This window comes from Streptomyces sp. R28 (assembly GCF_041052385.1).
In the GTDB taxonomy this organism is placed as follows: Bacteria; Actinomycetota; Actinomycetes; order Streptomycetales; family Streptomycetaceae; genus Streptomyces.
The window spans coordinates 2,991,728-3,016,108 of record NZ_CP163439.1 but is presented as its reverse complement, the minus strand read 5'-3'; the positions used below and the strand labels follow the sequence as shown (position 1 = coordinate 3,016,108).

The 24,381-nt window shown below is 71.0% G+C and carries 23 protein-coding genes; 6 read left to right on the top strand and 17 right to left on the bottom strand.

Annotation, left to right across the window (positions count from 1 at the left end; translation table 11 throughout):
• Nucleotide 1: 1 nt before the first annotated feature.
• From htpX to AB5J49_RS13260, 4 genes are all read right to left on the bottom strand, one after another.
• Nucleotides 2-919, bottom strand: a complete 918-nt coding sequence (htpX, locus tag AB5J49_RS13275) for a zinc metalloprotease HtpX (protein WP_369168816.1) — start codon at nucleotides 917-919, stop codon at nucleotides 2-4.
• A gap of 108 nt (nucleotides 920-1,027) precedes the next feature.
• Nucleotides 1,028-1,294 carry a hypothetical protein gene (locus tag AB5J49_RS13270; protein WP_369168815.1) on the bottom strand — a complete coding sequence of 89 codons (267 nt, stop codon included), beginning with the start codon at nucleotides 1,292-1,294 and terminating at the stop codon, nucleotides 1,028-1,030.
• A 76-nt stretch (nucleotides 1,295-1,370) separates the two neighbouring features.
• The gene (locus AB5J49_RS13265) at nucleotides 1,371-1,571 is read right to left on the bottom strand and encodes a hypothetical protein (RefSeq protein ID WP_369168814.1); all 201 of its coding nucleotides are present in this window, start codon (nucleotides 1,569-1,571) and stop codon (nucleotides 1,371-1,373) included.
• A gap of 190 nt (nucleotides 1,572-1,761) precedes the next feature.
• A complete protein-coding gene (locus AB5J49_RS13260) occupies nucleotides 1,762-3,174 on the bottom strand; it encodes a hypothetical protein (protein ID WP_369168813.1) in 1,413 nt (470 codons plus the stop codon).
• A gap of 215 nt (nucleotides 3,175-3,389) precedes the next feature.
• Here AB5J49_RS13260 and AB5J49_RS13255 point away from each other — a divergent pair, with 215 nt between their 5' ends.
• The gene (locus AB5J49_RS13255) at nucleotides 3,390-4,349 is read left to right on the top strand and encodes a hypothetical protein (protein ID WP_369168812.1); all 960 of its coding nucleotides are present in this window, start codon (nucleotides 3,390-3,392) and stop codon (nucleotides 4,347-4,349) included.
• A gap of 64 nt (nucleotides 4,350-4,413) precedes the next feature.
• Here the strand turns inward: AB5J49_RS13255 and glnA are convergent, their stop codons facing one another.
• Nucleotides 4,414-5,823, bottom strand: coding sequence for a type I glutamate--ammonia ligase (glnA, locus tag AB5J49_RS13250; protein ID WP_128437170.1), 1,410 nt, complete (start codon nucleotides 5,821-5,823; stop codon nucleotides 4,414-4,416).
• 198 nt (nucleotides 5,824-6,021) lie between these two features.
• Here glnA and AB5J49_RS13245 point away from each other — a divergent pair, with 198 nt between their 5' ends.
• Entirely contained in the window at nucleotides 6,022-6,489 is a 468-nt protein-coding gene (locus tag AB5J49_RS13245) for an RDD family protein (protein ID WP_369168811.1), read from the top strand.
• Between the two features lie 98 nt (nucleotides 6,490-6,587).
• Here AB5J49_RS13245 and AB5J49_RS13240 read toward each other — a convergent pair whose 3' ends face one another.
• From AB5J49_RS13240 to lipB, 4 genes are all read right to left on the bottom strand, one after another.
• Complete coding sequence (locus AB5J49_RS13240) at nucleotides 6,588-7,289, bottom strand: DUF4191 domain-containing protein (protein ID WP_369168809.1); 702 nt, start codon at nucleotides 7,287-7,289, stop codon at nucleotides 6,588-6,590.
• Between the two features lie 90 nt (nucleotides 7,290-7,379).
• The gene (locus AB5J49_RS13235) at nucleotides 7,380-7,580 is read right to left on the bottom strand and encodes a hypothetical protein (protein ID WP_369168808.1); all 201 of its coding nucleotides are present in this window, start codon (nucleotides 7,578-7,580) and stop codon (nucleotides 7,380-7,382) included.
• Between the two features lie 257 nt (nucleotides 7,581-7,837).
• Nucleotides 7,838-8,824, bottom strand: coding sequence for a lipoyl synthase (gene lipA / locus AB5J49_RS13230; RefSeq protein WP_369168807.1), 987 nt, complete (start codon nucleotides 8,822-8,824; stop codon nucleotides 7,838-7,840).
• Nucleotides 8,825-8,977: 153 nt separating this feature from the next.
• On the bottom strand, nucleotides 8,978-9,778 hold the full coding sequence (gene lipB, locus AB5J49_RS13225) for a lipoyl(octanoyl) transferase LipB (RefSeq protein ID WP_369168806.1): 801 nt from the start codon (nucleotides 9,776-9,778) through the stop codon (nucleotides 8,978-8,980).
• A 282-nt stretch (nucleotides 9,779-10,060) separates the two neighbouring features.
• Between lipB and AB5J49_RS13220 the strand changes: the two genes are divergently transcribed.
• A complete protein-coding gene (locus AB5J49_RS13220; protein WP_369168805.1) occupies nucleotides 10,061-11,500 on the top strand; it encodes a regulator in 1,440 nt (479 codons plus the stop codon).
• 130 nt (nucleotides 11,501-11,630) lie between these two features.
• Here the strand turns inward: AB5J49_RS13220 and AB5J49_RS13215 are convergent, their stop codons facing one another.
• On the bottom strand, nucleotides 11,631-13,013 hold the full coding sequence (locus AB5J49_RS13215) for an NAD(P)/FAD-dependent oxidoreductase (protein WP_369168804.1): 1,383 nt from the start codon (nucleotides 13,011-13,013) through the stop codon (nucleotides 11,631-11,633).
• Nucleotides 13,014-13,238: 225 nt separating this feature from the next.
• Nucleotides 13,239-14,138, bottom strand: a complete 900-nt coding sequence (locus tag AB5J49_RS13210) for a TIGR01777 family oxidoreductase (protein WP_369168803.1) — start codon at nucleotides 14,136-14,138, stop codon at nucleotides 13,239-13,241.
• Between the two features lie 104 nt (nucleotides 14,139-14,242).
• Between AB5J49_RS13210 and AB5J49_RS13205 the strand changes: the two genes are divergently transcribed.
• Nucleotides 14,243-14,743 carry an N-acetyltransferase family protein gene (locus tag AB5J49_RS13205; protein ID WP_369168802.1) on the top strand — a complete coding sequence of 167 codons (501 nt, stop codon included), beginning with the start codon at nucleotides 14,243-14,245 and terminating at the stop codon, nucleotides 14,741-14,743.
• Nucleotides 14,744-14,765: 22 nt separating this feature from the next.
• Here the strand turns inward: AB5J49_RS13205 and AB5J49_RS13200 are convergent, their stop codons facing one another.
• Nucleotides 14,766-15,950, bottom strand: coding sequence for a MarP family serine protease (locus AB5J49_RS13200; protein ID WP_369168801.1), 1,185 nt, complete (start codon nucleotides 15,948-15,950; stop codon nucleotides 14,766-14,768).
• A gap of 370 nt (nucleotides 15,951-16,320) precedes the next feature.
• Nucleotides 16,321-16,977, bottom strand: coding sequence for a hypothetical protein (locus tag AB5J49_RS13195; RefSeq protein WP_369168800.1), 657 nt, complete (start codon nucleotides 16,975-16,977; stop codon nucleotides 16,321-16,323).
• Nucleotides 16,978-17,259: 282 nt separating this feature from the next.
• On the opposite strand from AB5J49_RS13195, the gene AB5J49_RS13190 reads away from it, so the two are divergent.
• On the top strand, nucleotides 17,260-17,997 hold the full coding sequence (locus AB5J49_RS13190) for a peptidoglycan recognition protein (RefSeq protein WP_369175122.1): 738 nt from the start codon (nucleotides 17,260-17,262) through the stop codon (nucleotides 17,995-17,997).
• Between the two features lie 33 nt (nucleotides 17,998-18,030).
• On the opposite strand, the gene AB5J49_RS13185 is transcribed toward AB5J49_RS13190, so the two are convergent.
• Nucleotides 18,031-19,158, bottom strand: coding sequence for a lipid II:glycine glycyltransferase FemX (locus AB5J49_RS13185; RefSeq protein ID WP_369168799.1), 1,128 nt, complete (start codon nucleotides 19,156-19,158; stop codon nucleotides 18,031-18,033).
• 205 nt (nucleotides 19,159-19,363) lie between these two features.
• On the opposite strand from AB5J49_RS13185, the gene AB5J49_RS13180 reads away from it, so the two are divergent.
• Nucleotides 19,364-19,588 (top strand): hypothetical protein, encoded by a 225-nt coding sequence (locus AB5J49_RS13180; protein ID WP_369168798.1) that lies wholly within the window; start codon nucleotides 19,364-19,366, stop codon nucleotides 19,586-19,588.
• Between the two features lie 3 nt (nucleotides 19,589-19,591).
• Here AB5J49_RS13180 and AB5J49_RS13175 read toward each other — a convergent pair whose 3' ends face one another.
• From AB5J49_RS13175 to aceE, 3 genes are all read right to left on the bottom strand, one after another.
• Complete coding sequence (locus tag AB5J49_RS13175) at nucleotides 19,592-20,110, bottom strand: DUF4240 domain-containing protein (protein ID WP_369175121.1); 519 nt, start codon at nucleotides 20,108-20,110, stop codon at nucleotides 19,592-19,594.
• 131 nt (nucleotides 20,111-20,241) lie between these two features.
• A complete protein-coding gene (locus AB5J49_RS13170; RefSeq protein ID WP_369168797.1) occupies nucleotides 20,242-21,231 on the bottom strand; it encodes a helix-turn-helix transcriptional regulator in 990 nt (329 codons plus the stop codon).
• An 86-nt stretch (nucleotides 21,232-21,317) separates the two neighbouring features.
• Nucleotides 21,318-24,029 (bottom strand): pyruvate dehydrogenase (acetyl-transferring), homodimeric type, encoded by a 2,712-nt coding sequence (gene aceE, locus AB5J49_RS13165; protein ID WP_369168796.1) that lies wholly within the window; start codon nucleotides 24,027-24,029, stop codon nucleotides 21,318-21,320.
• Nucleotides 24,030-24,381: the final 352 nt, after the last annotated feature.

Here is a 24,381-nt window from a genome sequence, read left to right as displayed (position 1 = left end):
CTCACGCCCCTCCGGGAGCCGTCGTCTCGCCCAACTCGGCGGAGATCCGGCCCAGTTGATCGAGCCGCTGCTCCAGGCTCGGGTGGGTCGAGAAGAGCTGCGCGACGCTCGGCTCCCGGCCCAGCGCCGGAGTGAAGTAGAAGGCGTTGAAGGCCTGCGCCGTCCGCAGGTCCTTGGTCGGGATCCGGGCGATGTCGCCGGAGACCTTGGTGAGCGCGGAGGCCAGCACCGAGGGACGCCCGGTGAGCAGCGCCGCGGCCCGGTCGGCGGCCAGCTCCCGGTACCGGGACAGGGCCCGGATCAACAGGAAGCTGATCGCGTACACGGCCGCCGCCACGCCCAGTACGGCGGCGAAGACGACGGCGGTGTTCTGGTCCCGCCGCCCGCCACCGAACAGCTGGCTGTAGAACGCGAACCGCACGATCAGCCCCGCGATCACCCCGAGGAACGAGGCCACCGTGATCACGGCGACGTCCTTGTGCGCCACATGCGACAGCTCGTGCGCGAGCACACCCTCCAGCTCGTCCGGCTGCAGCCGCCGCAGCAGCCCGGTGGTCACACAGACCACGGCATGATCGGGATTGCGCCCGGTGGCGAACGCGTTCGGCATCTCCATCTCCGACACGGCGACCACCGGCTTCGGCATGTCGGCGAGGGCGCACAGCCGGTCCACGACCCCGTGCAGCTCGGGATACTCCTCCCGCTCCACGACCCGCCCGCGCATCGCGAACAGCGCGACCCGGTCCGAGAACCAGTACTGAGCCCCGAGCAGCCCCGCCGCCACGACCACGACGAGCACCCAGGACTTCAGCAACACGATCAACGCGGCTATGAACGCCACGTACAACAACCCGAGCAAAAACAGAGTGATCCCCATCCGGGCGGTCAACCGCCGATCACTCCGGAACCGGCTCTGCATCTCGCATCACCCCGCGCGCACTCAGGCACTCGTCCCACTGCCCAGTGTGCACCCGGTGACCCCCATGAACGGGTCGTGATCGGCCCTAGGGCCAGCAAAGACCCCGGCTCAGTAGGTGCGGAAGTTGATGTAGCCCAGCAGGACGATCACCGCGGCGACGCAGCCGAGGACGATCGCCGTGGAGACCCAGCCCGAGCGGCGATGCTGCCGTGCCACATGCTCGGGGTCGGCCCGGAACGGCACCGGACCGGGCGGGTTCTCCTTCCACCGCGCGGCGAGCATCCGGGCCCGGGCCGAGGGCTCCTTGTGCTCGGCCTGGTCCGCCCACCTGATGTCGAACTCGCGCTCCTGGTCGTCCTGTTCGTGCTCCGGCATCCCATCCACCCCCGTGTCGTCTCAGCGACAGAAGAATAGAACATACGCCCGCGCCCCACCGGTCGGTACGACGGGATCAGGCTTCGTCCTGACCCCCTCCGGGCCCGGACGGCTCCTCAGGGCCCGGACCGGTGCCCCCGCTCAGTTCGTCGCGTACCCGCCGCCACGCGCGGATGATCTGCGGCAGCCGGGACAGCACCTCGCTGACCTGGGTCAGCAGCAGCGTGAGGCAGCCGGACGCGGCGAGGATCACCAGGGCCACGTCGTCCCACTTCACAGCGCGCCCCCCAGGGTTGTGACGGTACGTGCAGGCATCTCGATCCCCCCGCGCCCCCGGCGGCACCTCCGGTCGCCCTCCTGGCGAACCACACCCATGTGCAGCGTCCTCGGGTGCCGGGGCCCGTAGGAGAATGCCGCCCGCCGACCCCGCGTGAGTCGGACGCGTCGAAGAACAGAACCCGTGCGCGTTACTCGAGCAGCGCCTGACGGGAGATCCAGTCGAGGGCCTGCGCCCCGAGTTCGTCGGGTGCCTCGAGCAGCGCGGCCTGCACGGCCGTGAGGTCGGCCAGCGCCTCGGGCGCATCCGACCGGTCCAGCAGGGCGAGTCGCTCCATCACCGTGCGCACGGTGTCAGGCCAGCTCGGCATTCCGAAATGGCGGGGGGCCCGGGACGCGGCCGACAGAGCCCTGTGCAGCAGTGCCGCTCGCCAGCCCTGCCCCCGTATCACCTCCGTGGTGAACCAGACCCGGTCGTCGATCTGCTGGACGAGCTCGGCCACGGGCGCGGACACCGCCCGCAGGGTGAAGGGTGAGCCGCCGGCCCACGGAAGATCCAGGTCCGAGGCGATGGCCACGAAAGCGAGCAGTTCCTCGGGCCCCTCGTCCCGCGCGGCCAGCAGAGCGGCACGGGCCCAGCGGTACAGATCGACGCTCTGCGCGAAGATCTCCCCGTCGCTCGGCCCGTCGTCGGCCGCGTGGATCCGGTCCAGGGGCCCCTCGCGCCATGCGTCGGCCACCAGACCGACCGCCGCCGCGCTCACCAGGACGTCCGTGTCGTCCGTGTCGATGCCGAGGTGCGCGAGGACGGCGGGAGCCCCTTCCTCGATGCCCGGAAGCGGCGTGGGCTTCTCCTCGGTCCCGGCGCCCTCCAGAAGAGCCATGAGGCGAGGGGACGGGGGTTCGGGCTCCGGCCGCTGCACCGTGACCCCGTGCCGTAGCAGATCCTCGAAGACCTCGTCCGGCCCGCAGTCGATGTGGGTGGAGTCATGGCGTCCCGAGCAGTCCTGCGGGCATTCGAACTCCTCGCACATCTCGGGTTCCGGGGGCTGCGCCTCGTTGATCAGGTGATAGACGAGCCGATCGGCCACCGCCTCCCGCGCCGTGATCATGGCCAGGTCGAGCCGGAACCCCTCCTCCTTCAGCTCGGTGGCCTCCTCGGCCGCGGTGGCGGGCGGCTCGGGCGCGTCCGGGATCCAGGTGTACGCCGACTCCAGCGAGACCAGCAGCCAGGCGACCTGAAGCGGCTCGGTCCGGTCGCCGGCGGCCAGTTCGGCCACGGCCTCCGCGGCCTGCCGCACACGGTCGAGCCGGGCGAGATGCCGCTCCCGCGCCGGCCGCCAGACCGCCGCTTGCGCAAGGGCCTGCTCGGCGTCCTGGGTCAGCGCGGCGTCGCGGGCCCGTCGAGCCTGGGTGACCAGCCGGCGCAGACAGGGATGGCAGCCGAAGAGCCCCGATTCGGGCGTCGGGCCGAGCGCCACCGGCAGCCGGTCCTCGAACGGCCGGTCGCACAGGCAGCAGTCCACGGCCCCCACCTGCCGGGAGGTGGGAACGGAAGGCAGCGCGGACTGGATCAGGGCATGGGCGTACTCGGGGATGTGCATGGACGGGCAACTCCTCGTAGGACGGCGCCGGGTCCCGCACGGCGCTGGCTCCATGCTCCGGTCCCTTCACGAAGGCTTGTCGTCGTCTGACGTCTGTGACGGGGAAGTTGACGCAATCTGACACCAGGCCGCCTGTCTGCGACTTCTACACTCTTGGCACGATCTGACGGTCGTTTGGAACCGTAGTCCGCAAGGCCGAGAGGAACCGCCCTTCCGTGACCGACACCGTCCTCCCCCCGAACGAAGCCCATCGGGAGCTGGTACGCGCCCTGGAGGAACTCCACCGGGCGGCGGGCAGCCCGGGCATGCGAAAGGTGAGCGCCCTGATCGCCGAGGGCGATCATCCGGCCGTCGTCAGCCATGAGGGGGTCCGTACGACCCTCAAGGGACTGAACGTCCCGCGCTGGGAGACCGTGCAGTCGATCGTCGCGGTGCTCGCCGCGGCCTGCGTCAACCCGCCCCGGGAGCCGACGGCCGAGGTGGCACGCTTCCTGCCCCTGTGGCGCGCGGTGCGGGAGGGAGAGCCTGGTGGCATGAAGACGGCTCGGGAACTGGCCCTGTCACAGGGCTGGGGCACGGACGACGGGCAGCTGGACGCCGAGTCGGTGCTGGCCATGATGATCAACCCGTTCAACGCCATCCAGATCGACCCCTCGCTGGCCGTGCCGCACGAGCCGCAGATCTCGGAGGACGAGTGGGTGCAGGTCGGTGTCCGCCTCATCGAGGAGTACGGTGCCGAACTCGCCCTGCGGGCCCTTCTGCGCACCCTGAAGGGCGACTACCTCGGTGCCGACGAAGGCAGCCCCTTCGGCTACCGGTTCCCGAACCAGGAGGCGATGGAGATGCACACCGCGTTCCGGTATGGCTGCGACCGCATCCTCCAGCGCCTGGCGGTGGAACCGAACCTCCTGCAGCGTTCGGTCAGCGCCATGCACGCCGACCGGACCATGGACCGCGAGGACCGCATCGAGATGCTGCGCGCGGAGTCGGACGCCTCCTTGATGCGGGAAGTCATGACCGCGACCCCGGAGAACTGGCACGAGCTGTCGGAGGACGCCCACCACCAGATCTTCGGCTACCTGATCAAGTCGATCGGCCCGGTGGGCAGATTCGGACTGCCCCCGGACCGCCGCTTCCGTATCGTCTGGCGCGTCCCTGAGCCGTCCGCCGACTAGCGCCCGCACAGCGAAGGCCGCCGCCCCGGTGCGGGACGGCGGCCTTCGATGCGGAATCCGAGGATCACACGTCGAAGTAGAGCTCGAACTCGTGCGGGTGCGGACGCAGCTGCAGCGGGGCGATCTCGTTCGCGCGCTTGTAGTCGATCCACGTCTCGATCAGGTCCGGCGTGAAGACGTCGCCCTGGAGGAGGAACTCGTGGTCGGCCTCGAGGGAGTCGAGGACGGCCGGGAGCGAGGTCGGGACCTGGGCGACGCCCGCGTGCTCCTCGGGAGCCAGCTCGTAGAGGTCCTTGTCGATCGGCTCGGCCGGCTCGATCTTGTTCTTGATGCCGTCCAGGCCCGCGAGGAGCAGGGCCGAGAAGGCCAGGTACGGGTTGCCGGAGGAGTCGGGCGCACGGAACTCGACGCGCTTGGCCTTCGGGTTGGAGCCCGTGATCGGGATACGCATCGCGGCGGAGCGGTTGCGCTGCGAGTACACCAGGTTGATCGGGGCCTCGAAGCCCGGCACCAGGCGGTGGTACGAGTTCACCGTCGGGTTGGTGAAGGCCAGCAGCGACGGGGCGTGCTTGAGGATGCCGCCGATGTAGTAGCGGGCGGTGTCCGACAGGCCCGCGTAACCGGCCTCGTCGTAGAAGAGCGGCTGGCCGCCGGTCCACAGCGACTGGTGGACGTGCATGCCCGAGCCGTTGTCGCCGAAGATCGGCTTCGGCATGAAGGTCGCGGTCTTGCCGTTGCGCCAGGCCACGTTCTTCACGATGTACTTGAAGAGCTGCAGGTCGTCGGCGGCCGCGAGCAGCGTGTTGAACTTGTAGTTGATCTCGGCCTGGCCGGCGGTGCCCACCTCGTGGTGCTGGCGCTCGACCTTCAGGCCGGCCCGGTCCAGCTCCAGGGAGATCTCGGCACGCAGGTCGGCGAAGTGGTCGACCGGCGGGACCGGGAAGTAGCCGCCCTTGTAGCGGACCTTGTAACCACGGTTGTCCTCGAGGGCACCGGTGTTCCAGGCACCCGCCTCGGAGTCGATGTGGTAGAAGGACTCGTTCGACGTGGTGGCGAAACGCACGCTGTCGAAGACGTAGAACTCGGCCTCGGGACCGAAGTACGCCGTGTCGGCGATCCCGGTGGAGGCGAGGTAGGCCTCGGCCTTCTTCGCCACGTTCCGCGGGTCACGGCTGTACTGCTCGCCGGTGATCGGGTCGTGGATGAAGAAGTTGATGTTGAGGGTCTTGTCCCGGCGGAACGGGTCGACCCGGGCGGTCGACAGGTCCGCGCGCAGCGCCATGTCGGACTCGTGAATCGCCTGGAAACCACGGATCGACGATCCGTCGAAGGCGAGCTCCTCGTCCGGGTCGAACGCCTCGACGGGCACCGTGAAGTGCTGCATGACGCCCGGCAGGTCGCAGAATCGGACGTCGACGAACTTGACGTCCTCGTCCGCGATGAACTTCTTGGCCTCGTCGGCGTTCTGGAACATCCAGCTCCTCCTACTCCCGACCGTCCGCGCCGGGGTGGTAGTTCGTTCGTGCGGCCAGTGCGGTGGCACACGCTGTCTTCGACCCTAGGGACGGGTGATTTCTCGGGCGTGACCCATTTGTTTCACCCACGTTAACCGGACATCCCGTACCGCACCCCACCTGTCCGTATCGCAAAACGCGCCCAGTACCGTGGACGCGTGGACAAGAGGCAAGCAATCGGATCCTGGCTCTCGGGCCCCCGCGCGGCCGCCGAGGACGCCGGTGTCGACTTCGGATACCGGGGACAGCAGCTGGGCCTGCCGGAGGAGGGGCCGGGCTCCATCGCCCGCCCGGGCCGACGGCTGGGCGCACTCGCCGTCGACTGGGGCCTCTGCGTCTTGATCGCATACGGTCTCATCACCGACGGCTACGGCCAGGCGACCAGCAACTGGGCCCTGCTGCTCTTCTTCCTGATGAGCGCCCTGACCGTCGGCACCGTCGGCTTCACTCCGGGTAAGCGCCTCTTCGGCCTGCGCGTCGTCACCCTGGAGACGGGCACGGTCAACCCGCTGCGCGCCCTGCTGCGCTCGGCCCTGCTGTGCGTCGCGATCCCGGCCCTGATCTGGGACCGCGACGGCCGCGGCCTGCACGACCGGCTGGCCGGCACGGTCGAGGTCCGGATCTGACACCGACTCCTCGCGTACGACGACGCGTACGACGAAGGGGGCGCCCGGCAGGAACCGGGCGCCCCCTTCGTCGTACGAGCTTTCTCGTGCGAGGGAGATCAACGGGCTTTCGGCCCGCCCTTCGGCAGCTTCATGCCCTTGGGCATCGGGCCCTTGGGCAACGGCATGTTGCTCATCAGGTCGCCCATGGCCTTCAGCCGGTCGTTGGTTGCGGTCACCTGGGGACCGGTCAGCACGCGGGGCAGCTTCAGCATGGTGGTCCGCAGCTTCTTCAGCCCGACCTGGCCCTCATCGGTGCCGACGATCAGATCGTGCACCGGCACGTCCGCGACGATGCGGTTCATCTTCTTCTTCTCCGCGGCCAGCAGGCTCTTCACCCGGTTCGGGTTGCCCTCGGCGACCAGCACGATGCCGGCCTTGCCGACGGCCCGGTGCACCACGTCCTGGCTGCGGTTCATCGCCACCGCGGGTGTCGTCGTCCAGCCCCGGCCGATGTTGTCCAGCACGGCCGCTGCGGCGCCCGGCTGGCCCTCCATCTGCCCGAAGGCCGCCCGCTCGGCCCGGCGCCCGAACACGATCGCCGACGCGAGGAAGGCGAGCAGCAGGCCCAGAATGCCGAGATAGATGGGGTGACCGATCAAGAAACCGATCGCGAGGAAGACACCGAAGGTGACGATTCCGACAGCCGCGAGTACAAGACCGATCTTCTTGTCGGCCCTGCGGGTCATCTTGTAGGTCAGAGCGATCTGCTTGAGTCGCCCGGGGTTTGCGGCATCCGCTGCCGTGTCCTTCCTCGCCATGCCACGAAGTCTACGTGGCCCGGGAAGCGTCGACGACGGCAGTGCCCCGCGCTGTTCGATACGCGGTTCCCCGCGCGCGGGGCGACGGGGTCAGGGGCGGAGAGTGGTGACCTGGTCCAGGACGCGCTGTGCCTCGACCCGGTCCTTGGCGCGACGGCGGTCCTCCAGCACGGACGTCCAGGCGTTGCGGCGGGCGGTGCGCTGACCGCTGCTCATGAGCAGCGACTCGACGGCACGCAGTGCAGTGGTGAACGACGGGATGGCGGTGGCGCGAACGGGCGCGGCCTGCATGGTGGAGGTCCCCCCTCGGGAATGGCGGCTTTGGTGAGTGGTGCACGGGGTGTACAACCAGCGTCACTGATTGGTGTTACCAGGGCGTGACCGACCGGTCAAACACCAATGAAGCCTTAATGTGCGCCCCGAAACACTTGACGCGGCCCTGATGAGCCCCCTATCTGCGGGGACGTCCAGGGCCGCGTCGACTGGCGGCTACCGAGGGGTAGTTGCTTGTGCGCAGGTTCACACGAACCGAGTGGCACTCCGTGCCATCAGACGGCCTGCGAGGCGACGTAGGAACCGCCCTGCGGAGCAGCTGACTGACGCAGCTCCATGGCCATCTGGTAGAGCCGCCCGGCGCGGTACGAGGACCGCACCAGCGGGCCGGACATGACGCCCGAGAAGCCGATCTCCTCGGCCTCCTGCTTCAGCTCCACGAACTCCTGCGGCTTGACCCAGCGCTCCACGGGGTGGTGGCGCACGGAGGGGCGCAGGTACTGCGTGATGGTCACCAGCTCGCAGCCCGCGTCGTGCAGCTGCCGCAGCGCCTCGCTGACCTCCTCGCGGGTCTCGCCCATGCCGAGGATGAGGTTGGACTTGGTGACCAGGCCGTAGTCGCGGGCCTCGGTGATGACCTTCAGGGAGCGCTCGTAGCGGAAGCCCGGGCGGATGCGCTTGAAGATCCGGGGCACGGTCTCGACGTTGTGCGCGAAGACCTCGGGGCGGGAGGCGAAGACCTCCTGGAGCAGCTCCGGGACGGCGTTGAAGTCGGGGGCCAGGAGCTCGACCTTGGTGCGGCCGGCCTCGCGCTCCGCCGTCTGCTGGTGGATCTGGCGGACCGTCTCGGCGTACAGCCAGGCGCCGCCGTCCGGGAGGTCGTCGCGGGCGACGCCGGTGATGGTGGCGTAGTTCAGGTCCATGGTGACCACGGACTCGCCGACGCGGCGCGGCTCGTCGCGGTCGAGCGCCTCGGGCTTGCCGGTGTCGATCTGGCAGAAGTCGCAGCGCCGGGTGCACTGGTCGCCGCCGATGAGGAAGGTCGCCTCACGGTCTTCCCAGCACTCGTAGATGTTGGGGCAGCCGGCTTCCTGGCAGACGGTGTGCAGGCCCTCGCTTTTCACGAGGTTCTGCATCTTCGTGTACTCGGGACCCATTTTCGCCCGCGTCTTGATCCACTCGGGCTTGCGCTCGATGGGGGTCTGGCTGTTGCGGACCTCCAGGCGCAGCATCTTGCGTCCGTCCGGTGAGACTGCGGACACGACTGGCTCCCTAGCGTTGATTCATCGGCGCCCTCAAGGGTACGCCCGCTGATTTGATGCCCGGCGTGGGTGCTGGCCTTCTGAGGGCTGCCGCCCCCGGACCCCCGCTTCGGCCCTGGACGGGCCTTGTCCTCAATCGCCGGACGGGCTCATTTATGCCGCCGGTGCCTTCTCGACGACGCGCGGCTTCAGGTCCGCGTTCTCCAGTACGTCCGTCAGGTGCCGCTCGACGACCGGCAGCACCTCGTCGATCGTGACGTCCCGGCCGAGCTCGTTCGCCAGGGAGGCGACGCCCGCGTCCCGGATCCCGCACGGGATGATCTTGTCGAACCACTTGTTGTCGGGGTTCACGTTCAGCGCGAAGCCGTGCATGGTCACGCCCTTCGCGACCCGGATCCCGATCGCCGCGATCTTGCGGTCCTCGCGCCGCTGGCCGGCGTTGGACGGGGCGTACTCCGGCCCGTTCAGACGCGGGTCGAACTCCTCGTCGGTGAGGCGCGGGTCGAAGTCCAGGGCCAGACCGCCGAGGGCCGGACGCTTCTCGACGGGGTCGCCGAGGACCCATACGCCGCTGCGCCCCTCGACCCGGGTGGTCTCCAGGCCGAACTCCGCGCAGGTGCGGATCAGGGCCTCCTCCAGCCGCCGTACGTGGGCCACGACGTCCACGGGGCGCGGCAGCTTCTGGATCGGGTAGCCGACCAGCTGGCCCGGGCCGTGCCAGGTGATCTTGCCGCCGCGGTCCACGTCGACGACCGGCGTGCCGTCCAGGGGCCGCTCGTTGTCCGCCGTGCGCCGGCCCGCCGTGTAGACCGGGGGGTGTTCGAGCAGCAGGACCGTGTCGGAGATCTCGTCCTCGAACCGCGCCGCGTGCACCCGGCGCTGCTCGTCCCATGCCTGCTGGTACTCGACGGCGTCCGCGCCGAATCCCATGTGGACGAACCGCAACTCACTCACGGCAAGCGCCTCCCTGGAAGCCTGGAAAGGTCGTAAGGCACAAAGCGTGCCTACGCCACTGTACGACCGGCCTGTTCGGGTGATGCCTCCCGGCCCCACGTCAGCCCAGCAGGGCAATCCTCACACGATCGGATGAATGGGTGGCGAAATGTGCGATCGACTGCTTACTCTCCGCTACATTCGCGCCGTTCGAGAGGCCAAAAGGGCAGCTCACCGGCAATCCGGGCACTCAGCGGCCGCAGCCGCCCCGCGAGGCCCGAAAGGCAGGAGACCGCACCGCAGATGACGGAACGACCCGCGCAGCGCACTCCCAACCGACAGCTCGCCGCGCTCATCGCAGAAGCGGGATTCTCCAACGCGGGTCTCGCCCGCCGGGTGGACCAGCTCGGCCTCGAACACGGGCTTGATCTGAGATACGACAAGACATCGGTCACACGCTGGCTGCGCGGGCAGCAGCCGCGCGGTACGACCCCCGCCCTCATCGCCGAGGTCTTCACCCGACGCCTCGGCCGCCGGCTCTCCGCCCAGGACCTCGGCCTCGACGCCTGCGCGCCCGTGTACGCGGGGCTGGAGTTCGCCGCGACCCCCGAGGAGGCCGTCGACATCGTCAGCGGCCTGTGGCGCAAGGACTCCGGCAGTCATGCCGAACTCCGCAAGATCGCCTTCACCCCGGCCGGCCTGGTCGTGCCCAGCCGGGACTGGCTGATCGGCCGCGCAGACGAGAAGGTGGCCCGCGGCGAGCCGATCGCCCGCATCCCGGCCCAGGGCCGTCCAGGGGCCGTACCCCGCCCACGCAGCCAGGCGGAGCGCGGTCCCGGCCAGAAGGTCACCGGCGGCGACATCGCCGCGCTGCGATCGGTCGGCGAGCTGTTCCGCTCGCTCGACGACATGTACGGCGGCGGCCACGCCCGGCAGGCGCTCGTGCGCTACCTGGAGCACGAGTGCGAGCCGATGCTGCGCGGCACCTACGGCGAGCACACCGGCCGCAAGCTGTTCGCCGCCGCCGCGGACCTCACGAGGCTCGCGGGCTGGACGTCGTACGACATCGCGGCGCACGGGCTCGCGCAGCGCTACTTCGTGCAGTCGCTGCGCCTCGCGCAGGCGGCCGGGGACCGGGCGTACGGCTCCTACGTCCTGGTCACCATGAGCCGCCAGGCCGTCTACCTCGGGCACGGCCGTGAGGCCGTCCAGCTCGCGCGCGTGGCGCAGCAGGGCGTGGGGACCAGCGCACCGCCGGTCGTCCAAGCCCTGCTGCACGGGTGCGAGGCGCGCGGGCACGGCGTACTGGGCGAGGTGCGCGCCTGTACGGCCTCCCTGGTGCGGGCCGAACGCGCCCTCGAAGCGGCTCGCCCCGGCGATGACGTGCCGCACTGGGCGCGGTTCTTCGACGAGGCACAGCTCGCCGACGAGTTCGGGCACTGCCACCGGGACCTGCAGCAGTTCCGAGCGGCGGCTCAGCATGCGGAGCGGTCCCTGCAACTGCGTGCGCCTGCGTATGCCCGCAGCCGGCTGTTCTGCCGCGTCGTCCTCGCCTCCGCCCGGCTGGGTCTCGGCGAGCTCGATCAGGCCTGTGCGCTCGGCGCCGAAGCCGCCGGTCAGGCCGCGGAGATGAGGTCCGTGCGGGCGATCGAGTACGTCAAGGACTTCGAGCGGAGGTTGGAGCCGTACCGGGATGCGGCGCCGGTGCGGGGGTATCGCGACAAGGTCGCGGCGTTCGGGTAGGGGTCCCGCCGTAACTTCGGCCGGTTCGAAGCCGATTGCGGCTTTCAGTGCGGCTGGTCGCGCCCACGCGGCGGAGCCGCATATCGATACAGCCCCGCGCCCCTTACGGGGCGCGGGTGCCCCTGCGCCTTTAGGCCGCCGCCCTCAACGGCTCCGCCCTGTGCAGCGAGCCCGCCGCGCCCAGGTCCGCCAGGATCGCCGCGGCGGCTCGGTGGGCCGAGTGGAGGGCGCCCTGGACCGTGCTGGTGTCGCGGTGGTCGCCGCACACGTACAGGCCCGCCAGGAGGCGCACAGGGCGGCGCAGATCGTGGGGTGGGCGCATCGCCGGGACGGCCTCGGGGGTGTGGTGCACGGCGAGGGTCTCCCAGCGTGCCGTGGACGTGCCGTAGAGGCGGGCCAGGTGCATGCGTACGGCCGTGTCGATGTCGGGCGGCGGTGTGCCCAGGACCGTCGACGAGACGAGCGCCCGGCCCGCCGGCGCGCGGCCGGGGTCGACCTGACTGATCACCGCGGTGTGCGCGACCGGGCCGCCCCGGTCGGCGTCGAGCAGGAGCGAGGTGCCGGTCGTCGGCGGTTCGTCGGTGGTGTGGTGGACGACCGTCACGGGGTGGAAGTCCGGTACGCGCAGGCCCGGCAGCAGCTCGGCGGCGGTGCGCGCGTCCGTCGCCAGCAGGACGGCCCGGCACCGTATCTCGCCGTGCTCCGCTGTCGTCACCGACGTCGTGGCGACCGAGGTGACCCGCACGCCGGTGTGCACGGTGCCCGGCGGCAGCGTCCGCGCGAGCAGCTCCGGCAGTGCCTCGGCGCCCCCCTCGGGCACGCACAGACGCCCGCTCACGAAGGCACGCAGCGCCAGGTCCGCACACCGGCTGGACGTCGTCAGCTCCGGGTCGCACAGCAGCGCGGCGAGCAGCGGACGCAGGAAGCCGTCGATGGTCCGCGCGGGGACGCCCCGCGCCGCGAGGGCCTGCGCGGCCGGCAACTCGGGGCGGGCCAGCAGCCGTTCGACGGGCGCGGCGGCCAGGCGGGCCAGCGCGGCACCGAGCCGGGCCTGGTCGACGGCGGTTCCCAGCGGAGCACTCGCGCGCACCCTCGGCAGCGACGTCTGGCCCGGAACGCCCCGCACGGACGCCGCCCGAGGGGCGCTCGCCAGGGCGCGCACCGCGTGCAGTGCGCCCCTCGCGCGCCTGGAGCTCATCGGCCTCGCCCACGCGCCCGCGCGGTGCCGGCGGCCGTCGCTGTGCAGCAGGACGCCCGGCGCGAAGGGGCGCAGGGCGAGTGTGTCGAGCGACGGGGTCAGACGTAGTTCGGGATACGACGTCGACAGGAGCTGGCCGATCCGGTCGAGCCGGAACCCGTCGATCTTCTCGGTCGACATTCGGCCGCCCGGGTAAGGGGCGGCCTCCAGGACCGCGGTCGTTACTCCTGCGCTGGTCAGTCGATGCGCCGCGGAGAGTCCGGCGACTCCGGCTCCCACGATGACGACGTCCGCCTGGTACGCGGGCTCAAGCACGTGCCCCTCCTCGAGGTTGCGCGGCCGGTGGAGACGTCATGCCCCCAACAGGCTCCGGGGATACCCGAGTTCGGGTCGAGGTTAGGGCCGTGATCGGTCGGAAACAGTCGCGCATGGGCAGAGCACGGTCGCACAGTGGTCGCATACGGACGTCAGCGCCCGGCGGGCCGTGATTCCGTTGCTGGGCTGTCCTTTACTCGGCTCCGGGTTGTCCTTTTACTCGGCCTACTCGGCCGCCGCCCGGATCGCCCCCTCGATCTCCGGAAACACGAAGGTGAAGCCCGACTCCAGCAACCGCTTCGGCAGCACCCGTTGGCTGCCCAGCACGTCCCCGGCCATCTCGCCGAGCACGGTTCGCAGGACCGGCGCCGGGACCGCGAAGAGCGTCGGCCGGTGCAGTACCCGCCCCATGACCTCAGTGATCTCGCGGTTCGTCAGCGGCTGAGGCGCGGTCACATTGAACGGTCCGGACAGGTCGTCCCGGTCGATCAGATGCCGGATCGCGGCCACCTCGTCGTGCAGCGAGACGAACGACCAGTACTGCCGCCCGTCCCCCATGCGCCCGCCGAGCCCGGCCTTGAACAGCGGGAACAGCCGTCCCCAGGCGCCGCCCTCGCGGGCCACCACCAGCCCCGTGCGCGGGAACACCGTCCGTACGCCGGCCTCCCGCGCGGGGGCCGCGGCGCCCTCCCACTCGGTGACCAGCGAGGGCAGGAAGCCCTGGCCGGGCGGGGCGCTCTCGTCGACCTCCCGCTCGCCGGTCTCGCCGTAGTAGCCGATCGCGCTGCCGTTCACAAAGACCCGCGGCGGCTCGTCCAGCGACGCCATCGCCTCGGCCAGCGCCGCCGTGCCCAGGACCCGGCCGCTGCGGAGCTTCGCCTTGTACGACTCGCTCCAGCGGCGCGAACCCACGTTCGCCCCGGCCAGGTTGACCACCACGTCGCACCCGGCTAGCCCGGCCGCGTCCACGTACCGCGCCTCCGGATCCCAGCGCACCTCCGCCGCGGACCTGGGCGCGTGGCGCACCAGCCGCACCACCTCGTGCCCGTCCGCGGCCAGGGACCGCACCAGGGCGCTGCCGATGAGGCCGGAGGAGCCGGCCACCGCAATTCTTGAAAGTTGCATGACTTCATCCTGCCTCTGACCACATGCTGCATTTTCTCGGGGGGGAACCCCCGGACCCCCCCAGCCCGGTCGGATTGCCGCGCTCCGGTCATAGGGTGGCGCTCATGCCCGAGCCGCACCAGTCGCCGTTCATACGCGCCGCCCTGCCCGACGACGAGGAGGAGCTGTCCCTCCTCGACCGCGCCACGTGGTCGTACCTGCACGAGGTCATGCCGAAACAACAGCCGCCGTACCGGCCGTTCTTCGACGAGCGGCACGCCGCCGGCGACTGCCTGGTCGCCGAGCTCGGCCGCCGCATCGTGGGCTACATCCGCCTGGGCTTCCCGACCCCGCTCGCCGCCAACGCGCACGTGCGGCAGATCCAGGGCCTCGCGGTCGCCGGTGAAGCCCGTGGCCGTGGTGTCGGCCGGGCGCTGGTCCGGGCGGGCGTCGAGGAGGCCCGCCGCAGGGGAGCCCGCCGCCTCACGCTGCGCGTCCTCGGCCACAACACACCGGCCCGCAAGCTGTACGAGGCCGAGGGGTTCGTGGTGGAGGGGGTGCTGCCCGAGGAGTTCTTCCTGGGCGGGGAGTACGTGGACGACGTGATGATGGGGCGGGGTCTGTGACCGCGCCCGCTTGTCCTGTGGCCTACGACGTGACGAGGTCCCCCGTGTCCACCGGTGCCGTGGCGTTCGCGGCGCGCTTCGCGTCGGAGGCGACCTCGGCCGCCGTCAGGACGTAGCCGGTCTCGTCGTCGGAGGTGGAGCGGGCGAAGACGACGCCGAACACCTTGCCGCCGGTGGTCAGCAGCGGACCGCCGGAGTTGCCGGGGCGGACGGTGGAACGGATCGAGTAGATCTCGCGGGTGACGGTCTCGTCGTTGTAGATGTTCTGGCCGGTCGCCTGAACCCGGTTCGCGACCGTGGCCGCCTGGAGATTCAGGTCGCCGTCCTCCGGATAGCCCGCCACGACCGCCGAGTCGCCGCGTGTGGCGTCGTCGTCGAAGCGCAGGACGGGGGCGCGCAACTCGGGGACGTACAGCACGGCGACGTCCCGCTCCGGGTCGAAGAGCACCACCCGTGACTCGTACGACCGCCCGACCCCGCCGACGCGGACGCCCGGTTCGTCGATGCCGGCCACCACATGGGCGTTGGTCATCACGTGCTGCGGGGCGTAGACGAAGCCGCTGCCCTCGCGGCCCTGGGTGCCCGAGACGCCCTCGATCTTGACGGTGCTGAGCTTGGCGGCGTTGGTCGCGGCAGGTGTCACGCTGTCGCCGGTGGGCCTGGCGACCTCGGCGGTCGACTCGTTCTCGAACGGGTTGAAGACCTGGGGGAAGCCTGCCTCGGTGAGTGCGGAGGTGGCCCGTGAGAACCAGGCGGGTGTCGTGTCCGGCATGGCGTTCTGCACGGTCCCGAGCAGCCGGGAGTCCCGGATCGCCGAGGTGAGCAGCGGGGAGGAGGACGCGGCGAGAACGCTTGCCGCGACCCACGCCACGATCAGCACGGCCACCGCGTTGGCCACGGCCCCGCCGACTCCGTCGGCCACTCTCAGCGGCCCCCGGTCCAGCTCGCGGCGCAGCCGCAGCGCCAGCCGGCCCGCCAGCTCGTGCACGACCACGGCCGGGACCAGCACCGTGAGCACGGCGGTCACGGTCGCCTGCGTCGTACCCGGTGTGACCAGGCTCATCATCCACGGCAGGATCCATACGCCGATCACCGCACCGCCCACGAAGCCGGCCAGCGACACGCAGCCGGCGACCAGCCCACGCCGGTAGCCGGCCGCCGCGTAGGCCAGGATCACCAGCAACAGCAGGATGTCGAGCAGGTCCACGGAGCCGCCTTTCTCTAGGACCCCTTAGTACGCGCGCGAGGCGCCTGTTGATCAGCACACGCACGCGCACTGATCGGAACCGGCCACCCTGCGTGCACCTGGAGAAACGCCCCGGACCAGGACGATGGTTCCACCGGGTGGCACACCACACATCGCGGGCGGACCGGATCCGTCGGACAGTAGGACCATGCGTGTCTTCCGACGGGCCACCCGACGGGTCTTCCGACGAACGCGGGGGGGACGAAGACCTCGTGCCGTACGAATACCGTGGGCTGCGCGAATACGGGGGGTGGCGCAGACGGGGGCCGGCGCTGAGGGCGGGGCGTGCGCGGGTCGGGAGGACGATGCGCGCGGGCCGGGAGCAGGTCATTTACAGGGGGCGGCGCTTCGAGAAGCGGCTGGGCAGCATCAGACGGCTGGGCGGGAGCAGGCGGTCGGGCCGGAGCAGCGGGCTGAGCGAGAAGTGCCTGTCGGTCGGGAGCGGTCGGCTGGGTGGGAGCGGCTTGTCGGGCCGGAGCGGCTGGTTGGGCCGGAGCAGCGGGCTGAGCGAGAAGAGCCTGTCGGTCGGGAGCCGTCGGCTGGGCGGGAACGGCTGGTCGGGCCGGACCAGCTGGTCGGGCCGGAGCAGCCGGCCGAGCGAGAAGTGCCTGTCGGTCGGGAGCGGTCGGCTGGGTGGGAGCGGCTGGTCGGGCCGGAGCAGCTGGTCGGGCCGGAGCAGCTGGTCGGGCCGGAGCAGCCGGCCGAGCGAGAAGTGCCTGTCGGTCGGGAGCAGGCGGCTGGGTGGGAGCGGCTGGTCGGGCCGGAGCAGCCGGTCGGGCGGGAGCAGCGGGCCGAGCGAGAAGAGCCCGTCGGGCGGGAGCAGGCGGCTGGGCGGGAGCAGGCGGTCGGGACGGAGCGGTGGGCTGGGCCGGGGCCCCGTAACGCGCGGCCGGCCCGACACCGGCAGTGGCCCCGAACCTTGCGGCAGGTTCAGGTCGGGCGGCGGTCCGGGGCCGGGCAGCGCTTCCGAGCCCAGCGCGACTCCCAAGCCCGTCGCCACCCCCGAGGCTGGCGGCAGCTCCGAGCCGGCGGGCAGTCCCGAGACCGGCTCCAGGCTTCTGCCGGGCAGCGCCCCCGAGCCAGGCCATGGCTCGCCGCGGGGCAGCGACTCCGAGCCGGGCTGTCGCTCGCCGCGGGGCAGCGACTCCGGGCCGGGCTGTGGCTCTCCGCCGGGCAGCGATCCCGGGCCGGGCTGTGGCTCGCCGCGGGGCAGCGATCCCGAATCTGGCGGCAGTCCTACGCCGGGCGGCCTATACCGCCCCTCGTGCTCGTGCTCCTCGGCTGTCTCCCCGGCCTTGCCGCCGTCCTCGCGCTGGCGCTGTGTGCGGGCGGGGTCGAGCGGAGCGTCGCGGCGTCCGGGCGCCAGGTCGTCGCGCGGCCCGCCGCCGCGCACAAGGCGGTCCGGCCGCACATCGTGCCGAGATCGGTCTGGCTGGACGACGACACCCGGCACGCCCAGCCACCCCCGCGCTACGACGACAGGGTCATCGCCGTCTTCGTCCACCACACCGACTCGCCCAACGGCTACGACTGCGCCGACGCGCCCCGCATCATCCGCTACCTCTACGCGGGCCAGACGGGCTCCCGCGACTGGGACGACATCGGCTACAACTTCCTCGTCGACCGCTGCGGCACCATCTACGAGGGTCGCGCGGGCGGCATCGACCGCCCCGTCACCGGCGCCCACACCCAGGGCTTCAACCACCGCACCACCGGCATCGCCGCCCTCGGCACCTTCACGGCCGGCGTCCCCGTGCCGAAGGAGATGACCGACGCGATCGCCGCGCTGGCCGCCTGGAAACTGGGGCTGTCCGGCACCGACCCGCGCGCGAGGGTCCGCCTGACCTCCAGCAACAGCCACAGCCGCTACGCCGCCGGCGCCAGCACCACGTTCCCGGCCCTGGCCGGCCACAAGGACGGTTACATGACCAGTTGCCCGGGCGCGGCGCTCAGCGCCCTCCTCCCGGGGATCAGGGAGACGGCGGCCCGCCTGCAGGGCAGACACTGACCCGCGGGCTCCAGACCCACCGACCCCGCGTCCTCACCGCCGCCCGAGATAGACCCCCAACGCCCGCTGCAGCACCCTGCCCTGGCTGCCCACCGGAAGTTCCCACTCCCCGAGGTACTCCACGGCCCGGCCGCCGGTGCCCGTCTTGAAGTGGAGGCGGCCGAGCAGGCGGTCGTCGGTGAGGGCGGGGGTGATGGAGCGCAGGTCGTACGTCTCGGCGCCCGCCGCTCGCGCGTCACACAGCATGCGCCACAACAGCGCGCTGCTGGGCCGCAGTTGGCGTCCGCGGCGGCCGGACGCGGCATACGAGTGCCAGGCGCGGGAGCCTACGTTGATCATCAGGGCCGCGGAGAGCACCTCGTCGTCGTACTCGGCGAGGTAGATGCGCAGCCGGTCGCCGTCCTCGGCGTTCAGGGCCTTCCACATGCGCCGGAAGTAGTCCAACGGGCGGGCCTTGAAGCCGTCGTGGGCGGCGGTCGCGGTGTACAGGCGGTGGAAGTCGGGCAGGTCCGCCGCCGAGCCCCAGGAGACCCGAACGCCTGCCGACTCGGCCGTGCGCAGGGACTGTTCCCAGTGCGGGGCCAGGGCGCCGCGCAGATCGTCCACCGAGCGTCCCGCCAACGGGATCTCACAGCCGTAGCGCGGCTGGCCGAGGCCGAAACCGTTGCCGTCGTCCTCCTCGCACCGCCGCCACCCGAGCCGCCGCAGCCGCTCCGCGGCGTCAAGCGCGTATCCGTCGATGCCGGCCGCGGGCAGCTCGTGCAGATGATGTACGTCGGGGTCGGCGATGCCCGCCGCCACCGTGGCCGCGTCCCAGTGACGTACGACCAGGGGCGGGCCGATCCGGACCGAGAATGCCCCGATCCGCTTCAGATGGGCGACGAGCGGGTCCAGCCACCGCTCCAGGCGCGGCGTACGCCAGTCGATCCCGGGACCGTCGGGGAGGTAGGCGAGATAGCGCCGGGTCCCGGGCAGCGGCCGGTACAGGACCAGGGCCGTCGCGACCAGCTCCCCGTCCTCGAACCAGCCGACGCTCTCCGGCAGCCAGTCGGGCTTCACATCGCCCCACTCGGGTATCTGCAGGTGGCTCGCGTCGGGATACCGCCGCAGATGGGCGAGGTGCTCCGCGCGCGGTATCTCCCGCACGAACAGGCTGGTCATGGGCAGGGTGCTCCTGGTCGGGGCGGCCACCCTAAGCCGGAGATCACACAACGGGTCAAGAGACGGGGTGTGAACCTTCCCGACCCGCCCGGTGACGTCGGTCACCAGGCGAAAACGCCTCACAGGTTTCTCGTAGCCGACTCACGGACCACCCCGAGACTGCCTCCCTATCGTCATGCACACGCACTGACCGGAGGCGGGGATCATGAGCAGCAGCAACAACAGGAACAGCATCAGCAACAGCAACAACAGCCGCGCGCGGGTCTGGACGGTGGTCTGCGCTGTCGCGACCGTCGTCCTCGGGCCGGGCGCCGTCACGGCGTCCGCGCTGGACCAGGCCAACAAGGCCCCGATGTACCACGCGGTGAAGGCCGAGCAGACGCACGCCTACATTCCGTCGGACCCGAGCCGCCGACGGGCCATGGCCTGAGGCTCAGTCCTTGAACCGTTCCCACAGCTTGGGATACCGCTCCGCCAGCGCCCGTTCGTTCTCGAAGTCGACCGGTGCGCCCTCTGGTTCCGAGGGCGCGGGGGCGATGCCGAGGTCGGGGGCGACGGTGCCGGTGAGCTGTTCGTAGGCCTCGTCCGCGGCGTAGCCGAGTTCCTCGCCGTCGCCGTCGAACTCCTCGTCGAAGTCGCCCAGCAGGTCGGCGAGTGAGTCGGGCTCGTGCACACCGCCCTCGTACACCTCGCGGCCCTGGCCGATCAGCCAGCACCGGAAGAAGTCGAAGGCGTCGTCGCTGGCCCCGTCCAGCAGGACCCAGGCGGCGCCCCACAGGTTCCAGCTGTACGCGCGGTTGTAGCGGGCCTCGAAGTGACGGGCGAAGTCCAGGACCATGTCCGGGTCCAGCTGCAGGAGCCTGTCCACGAGCAGGTCGGCCTGTTCCTCGGGGTCGCCCTCGGCGGCCTCGCGGGTACCGTCGATCAGCTCCCAGAACTCCGTCTCGTCCATCACGGGTCAAGCATCGGCCCTGTGGGGGTGGGACGCACGTGGAGTGCGACGGATTGTTATGGGCGAACCGTGCAGAGGTGGTGTGCGGCATGCAGCGTGCGGCTCGGCAGGTCTCGCGGGCGTACCGCTCCTCAGCCGTACAGCGCGGCCAGCCGTATCGCGTCGCTCGCGAACCGCTCCCGCAGTGCCTGCGGCTCGAGCACCTCCACCTCCGGGCCGAGCGACGCGAGCTGGCTGTGGGCGACCTCCTCGGACTCCACCGGGAGGGCCAGCGTCACCCACCCGTCCCCGTCCGGGGCGCCCGCCGCCTCCAGCGCCTCCCGCGCGGACTGCGGATCAACGGCGTACGGCAGTCCGCGCACCCCGTCCGGGGACACCCGCAGCACGACCTCGGCCCGCAGAATGGACCGCGCGAACTGCTCCGCCCGCGCGTCCCAGAAGCCCGGCAGATCGAACTCCTCGTCCCGCTCGAACCGCTCGATCCGCTCCGTCCGCTCGGCGCCGGCGTCCACGGCGGTGAACCGGTCGATGCGGTACACCCGGTACGACCCGTGCCCCGCGACCCGGGCGCACACGTACCAGACGCCTGCCTTCAGCACGAGCCCGTACGGCTCCAACTCCCGCTCGACCTCGGCCTCCCCGCGCCGGTAGCGAGCGACGATCCGACGGTCGTCCCACACCGCGTCCGCGACGGCCGGCAGCAGCTCGGGTGTCTTCGGTTCCTTGAACCAGTTCGGGGCATCGAGATGGAACCGCTGAGCGGCCGTACGGGAAGCGTCGCGCAGGGAGGGCATCAGGGCCGCCGACACCTTCAGCCGGGCGGCGGAGGCGGCGTCCTCCAGTCCCATCTCCCGCAGCGCCCCCGGCACCCCGGACAGGAACAACGCCTCGGCCTCACTCCGCGCGAGCCCCGTCAGCCGGGTTCGGTACCCCCCGATGAGCCGGTACCCCCCGGCCCGCCCCCGGTCGGCGTACACCGGAACGCCCGCCTCCGACAACGCCTGCGCATCCCGCGTGACCGTCCGCTCGGACACCTCCAGCTCGCGCGCGAGCTCGGCGGCCGTCATGGAGGGCCGGGACTGGAGGAGCAGCACCATCTTGATGAGCCGGGCAGCACGCATACGGTCATCATGCCGGGGACCACTGACAACGAACTGACGACGAAGGGGTACGGCAGTCGCCGTACCCCTTCGTCGCTCGTCGGCTCTTACAGGCCGTACTTCTCCCGCGCTTCCTTCACCGCCGTCGCCTTGACCTCGCCCCGCTTCGCGAGCTGGGCCAGGGCCGCGACGACCACCGACTGGGCGTCGACGCCGAAGTGGCGGCGGGCCGCCTCCCGGGTGTCCGACAGGCCGAAGCCGTCGGCACCCAGCGAGGAGTAGTCCTGCTCGACCCACTGCGCGATCTGGTCGGGGACCTGGCGCATGTAGTCGGAGACCGCCAGCACCGGGCCCTCGGCGCCGTGCAGCGCCTGCCGGACGTACGGGACCCGCTCCTCGCCGCGCAGCAGGGCCGCGTCCGCGTCCAGGGCGTCCCGCCGCAGCTCGGTCCAGGACGTCGCCGACCAGACGTCGGCCGCCACGCCCCACTCCTCGGCGAGCAGCTTCTGCGCCTGAAGGACCCAGTGGATCGCGGTGCCGGAGCCCAGCAGCTGGATCCGCGGGGCGTTGGCCACCGAGGACAGCCCGGCCGACTCGGCCGTGTTGAAGCGGTACAGGCCCTTGACGATGCCCTCGTCGATGCCGAGGCCGGACGGCTTGGCCGGCTGCGGCATCGGCTCGTTGTAGACGGTCAGGTAGTAGAAGACGTTCGGGTCCTCACCCGGCGTCGCCTCGCCGTACATCCGGCGCAGACCGTCCTTGACGATCGTGGCGACCTCGTACGCGAACGCCGGGTCGTACGTCAGCGCCGCGGGGTTCGTCGCCGCGATCACCGGCGAGTGACCGTCGGCGTGCTGCAGGCCCTCGCCCGTCAGCGTCGTGCGGCCGGCCGTGGCGCCGACCAGGAAGCCGCGGCCGAGCTGGTCGCCGAGCTGCCACATCTGGTCGGCCGTGCGCTGCCAGCCGAACATCGAGTAGAAGATGTAGAACGGGATCATCGCTTCGCCGTGCGTGGAGTACGCGGTGGACGCGGCGATGAAGTCGGCCATCGAACCGGCCTCGGTGATCCCCTCGTTGAGGATCTGGCCGTTCTTGGCCTCCTTGTAGTACATGAGCTGGTCGCGGTCGACGGGCTCGTACGTCTGCCCCTTGGGCGAGTAGATGCCCAGCGACGGGAACAGGCTCTCCATACCGAAGGTGCGCGCCTCGTCCGGCACGATCGGCACCCAGCGCTTGCCCGTCTCCTTGTCGCGGACCAGGTCCTTGATCAGGCGGACGAAGGCCATGGTGGTGGCCACGTTCTGGGAGCCGGAGCCCTTGTCGAAGGAGGCGAACGCCTTCTCCGCCGGGGCCGGCAGCGGCGCCACCGGGTGCACGCGGCGGGCCGGGGCCGGGCCGCCGAGGGCCGCGCGGCGCTCCTGGAGGTAGCGGACCTCGGGGGAGTCGGCGCCGGGGTGGCCGTAGGGGACGGTCCCGTCGACGAAGTCGCTGTCCTTGATGGGCAGGTCGAGCAGGTCCCGCATCGCCTTGAACTCGTCCACCGACAGCTTCTTCATCTGGTGGTTGGCGTTCTTCGACGCGAAGCCCTCGCCGAGCGTGAAGCCCTTGACCGTCTGGGCCAGGATCACGGTCGGCGCGCCCTTGAACTCGACGGCGGCCTTGTAGGCGGCGTACACCTTGCGGGACTCGTGACCACCGCGGGAGAGGTGGAAGCACTCCAGGATCTTGTCGTCGCTCAGCAGCTTCGCCATCTCGACGAGCGCCGGGTCCTTGCCGAAGAAGTCCTGGCGGATGTAGGCGGCGTCGCGCGTCTGGTACGTCTGCACCTGCGCGTCGGGTACCTCGCGCAGCCGGCGTACGAGCGCGCCGGTGGTGTCGAGCTGGAACAGCTCGTCCCAGGCCGTGCCCCACAGCGTCTTGACGACGTTCCAGCCGGCGCCGCGGAACTGGGCCTCCAGCTCCTGCACGATCTTGAAGTTGGCGCGGACCGGGCCGTCGAGGCGCTGCAGGTTGCAGTTGATGACGAAGGTCAGGTTGTCCAGGCCCTCACGGGAGGCCAGGGCGAGTGCCGCCGTGGACTCCGGCTCGTCCATCTCGCCGTCGCCGAGGAACGCCCACACGTGCGAGGCGGAGACGTCCTTGATGGCGCGGTTGGTGAGGTAGCGGTTGAAGCGGGCCTGGTAGATGGCCGACAGCGGGCCGAGGCCCATGGACACCGTCGGGAACTCCCACAGCCAGGGCAGGCGGCGGGGGTGCGGATACGACGGGAGTCCGTTGCCGCCGGCTTCCTGGCGGAAGTTGTCGAGGTGCTGCTCGTTCAGCCGGCCGTCGAGGAAGGCGCGGGCGTAGATGCCGGGGGAGGCGTGGCCCTGGATGTACAGCTGGTCGCCGGAGCCGGCCGCTTCCCCAGAGTCCTTGCCCTTGAAGAAGTGGTTGAAGCCGGTCTCGTAGAGCCAGGCCGCGGAGGCGAAGGTGGCGATGTGGCCGCCGACGCCGTGTTTGCTGCCCCGGCTCACCATCGCGGCCGCGTTCCAGCGGTTCCACGCGGTGATCCGGGACTCCATCGCCTCGTCACCGGGCACGGACGGCTCGGCGGCGGTGGGGATGGTGTTGACGTAGTCGGTCTCGAGCAGCTTGGGCAGCGCGATGCCGGTGCCCTCGGCACGCTCCAGCGTGCGGCGCATCAGGTACGCCGCACGGTGCGGCCCGGCCGCCTTGGCGACCGCGTCCAGTGAGGCCTGCCATTCGGCGGTCTCCTCCGGGTCACGGTCCGGGAGCTGGTCGAGCGCGCTCGGCTGGATGGCGTTGGGGTCGGTCATGTCGCCGCCTTCCTCAGTCGAAGGGGTTCCCTCAATCGGTAAGGGTTCGGGGGTGCCCTAGGTCTTTGGCAGGACAGGGCGGAGGGCCTCGGGTGCGGTGACACCCTGCGGCTCGCCGCTTGGCCCGTCGGCGACTGTAACCCCCTGATCGATGATCGATCAAAGGGTGGAGGGCTAAAAAGTCTCGACATCGAGAAATTGGCATCCGGTGCCGGGGAAGCAGGCACGCGGTGCCGCGTTTTTGCCGCGTTTCCCCTGCTCACATGAGTCGCGAGCGGCTAACTTGGGCGGCTCGCGGTCAACTCGTCGCCGCCTGCCGGGACGTCCCGGTCTCCGTCCGGTCGGCGGGGGA

Excerpts from the sequence above, each read along its gene's own strand:
- htpX (WP_369168816.1), bottom strand. The coding sequence starts at position 919 with ATGCAGAGCCGGTTCCGGAGTGATCGGCGGTTGACCGCCCGGATGGGG.
- AB5J49_RS13270 (WP_369168815.1), bottom strand. The coding sequence starts at position 1,294 with ATGCCGGAGCACGAACAGGACGACCAGGAGCGCGAGTTCGACATCAGG.
- AB5J49_RS13260 (WP_369168813.1), bottom strand. The coding sequence starts at position 3,174 with ATGCACATCCCCGAGTACGCCCATGCCCTGATCCAGTCCGCGCTGCCT.
- glnA (WP_128437170.1), bottom strand. The coding sequence starts at position 5,823 with ATGTTCCAGAACGCCGACGAGGCCAAGAAGTTCATCGCGGACGAGGAC.
- AB5J49_RS13240 (WP_369168809.1), bottom strand. The coding sequence starts at position 7,289 with ATGGCGAGGAAGGACACGGCAGCGGATGCCGCAAACCCCGGGCGACTC.
- AB5J49_RS13235 (WP_369168808.1), bottom strand. The coding sequence starts at position 7,580 with ATGCAGGCCGCGCCCGTTCGCGCCACCGCCATCCCGTCGTTCACCACT.
- AB5J49_RS13220 (WP_369168805.1), top strand. The coding sequence starts at position 10,061 with ATGACGGAACGACCCGCGCAGCGCACTCCCAACCGACAGCTCGCCGCG.
- AB5J49_RS13210 (WP_369168803.1), bottom strand. The coding sequence starts at position 14,138 with ATGCAACTTTCAAGAATTGCGGTGGCCGGCTCCTCCGGCCTCATCGGC.
- AB5J49_RS13205 (WP_369168802.1), top strand. The coding sequence starts at position 14,243 with ATGCCCGAGCCGCACCAGTCGCCGTTCATACGCGCCGCCCTGCCCGAC.
- AB5J49_RS13185 (WP_369168799.1), bottom strand. The coding sequence starts at position 19,158 with ATGACCAGCCTGTTCGTGCGGGAGATACCGCGCGCGGAGCACCTCGCC.
- AB5J49_RS13180 (WP_369168798.1), top strand. The coding sequence starts at position 19,364 with ATGAGCAGCAGCAACAACAGGAACAGCATCAGCAACAGCAACAACAGC.
- AB5J49_RS13175 (WP_369175121.1), bottom strand. The coding sequence starts at position 20,110 with ATGGACGAGACGGAGTTCTGGGAGCTGATCGACGGTACCCGCGAGGCC.
- AB5J49_RS13170 (WP_369168797.1), bottom strand. The coding sequence starts at position 21,231 with ATGCGTGCTGCCCGGCTCATCAAGATGGTGCTGCTCCTCCAGTCCCGG.
- aceE (WP_369168796.1), bottom strand. The coding sequence starts at position 24,029 with ATGACCGACCCCAACGCCATCCAGCCGAGCGCGCTCGACCAGCTCCCG.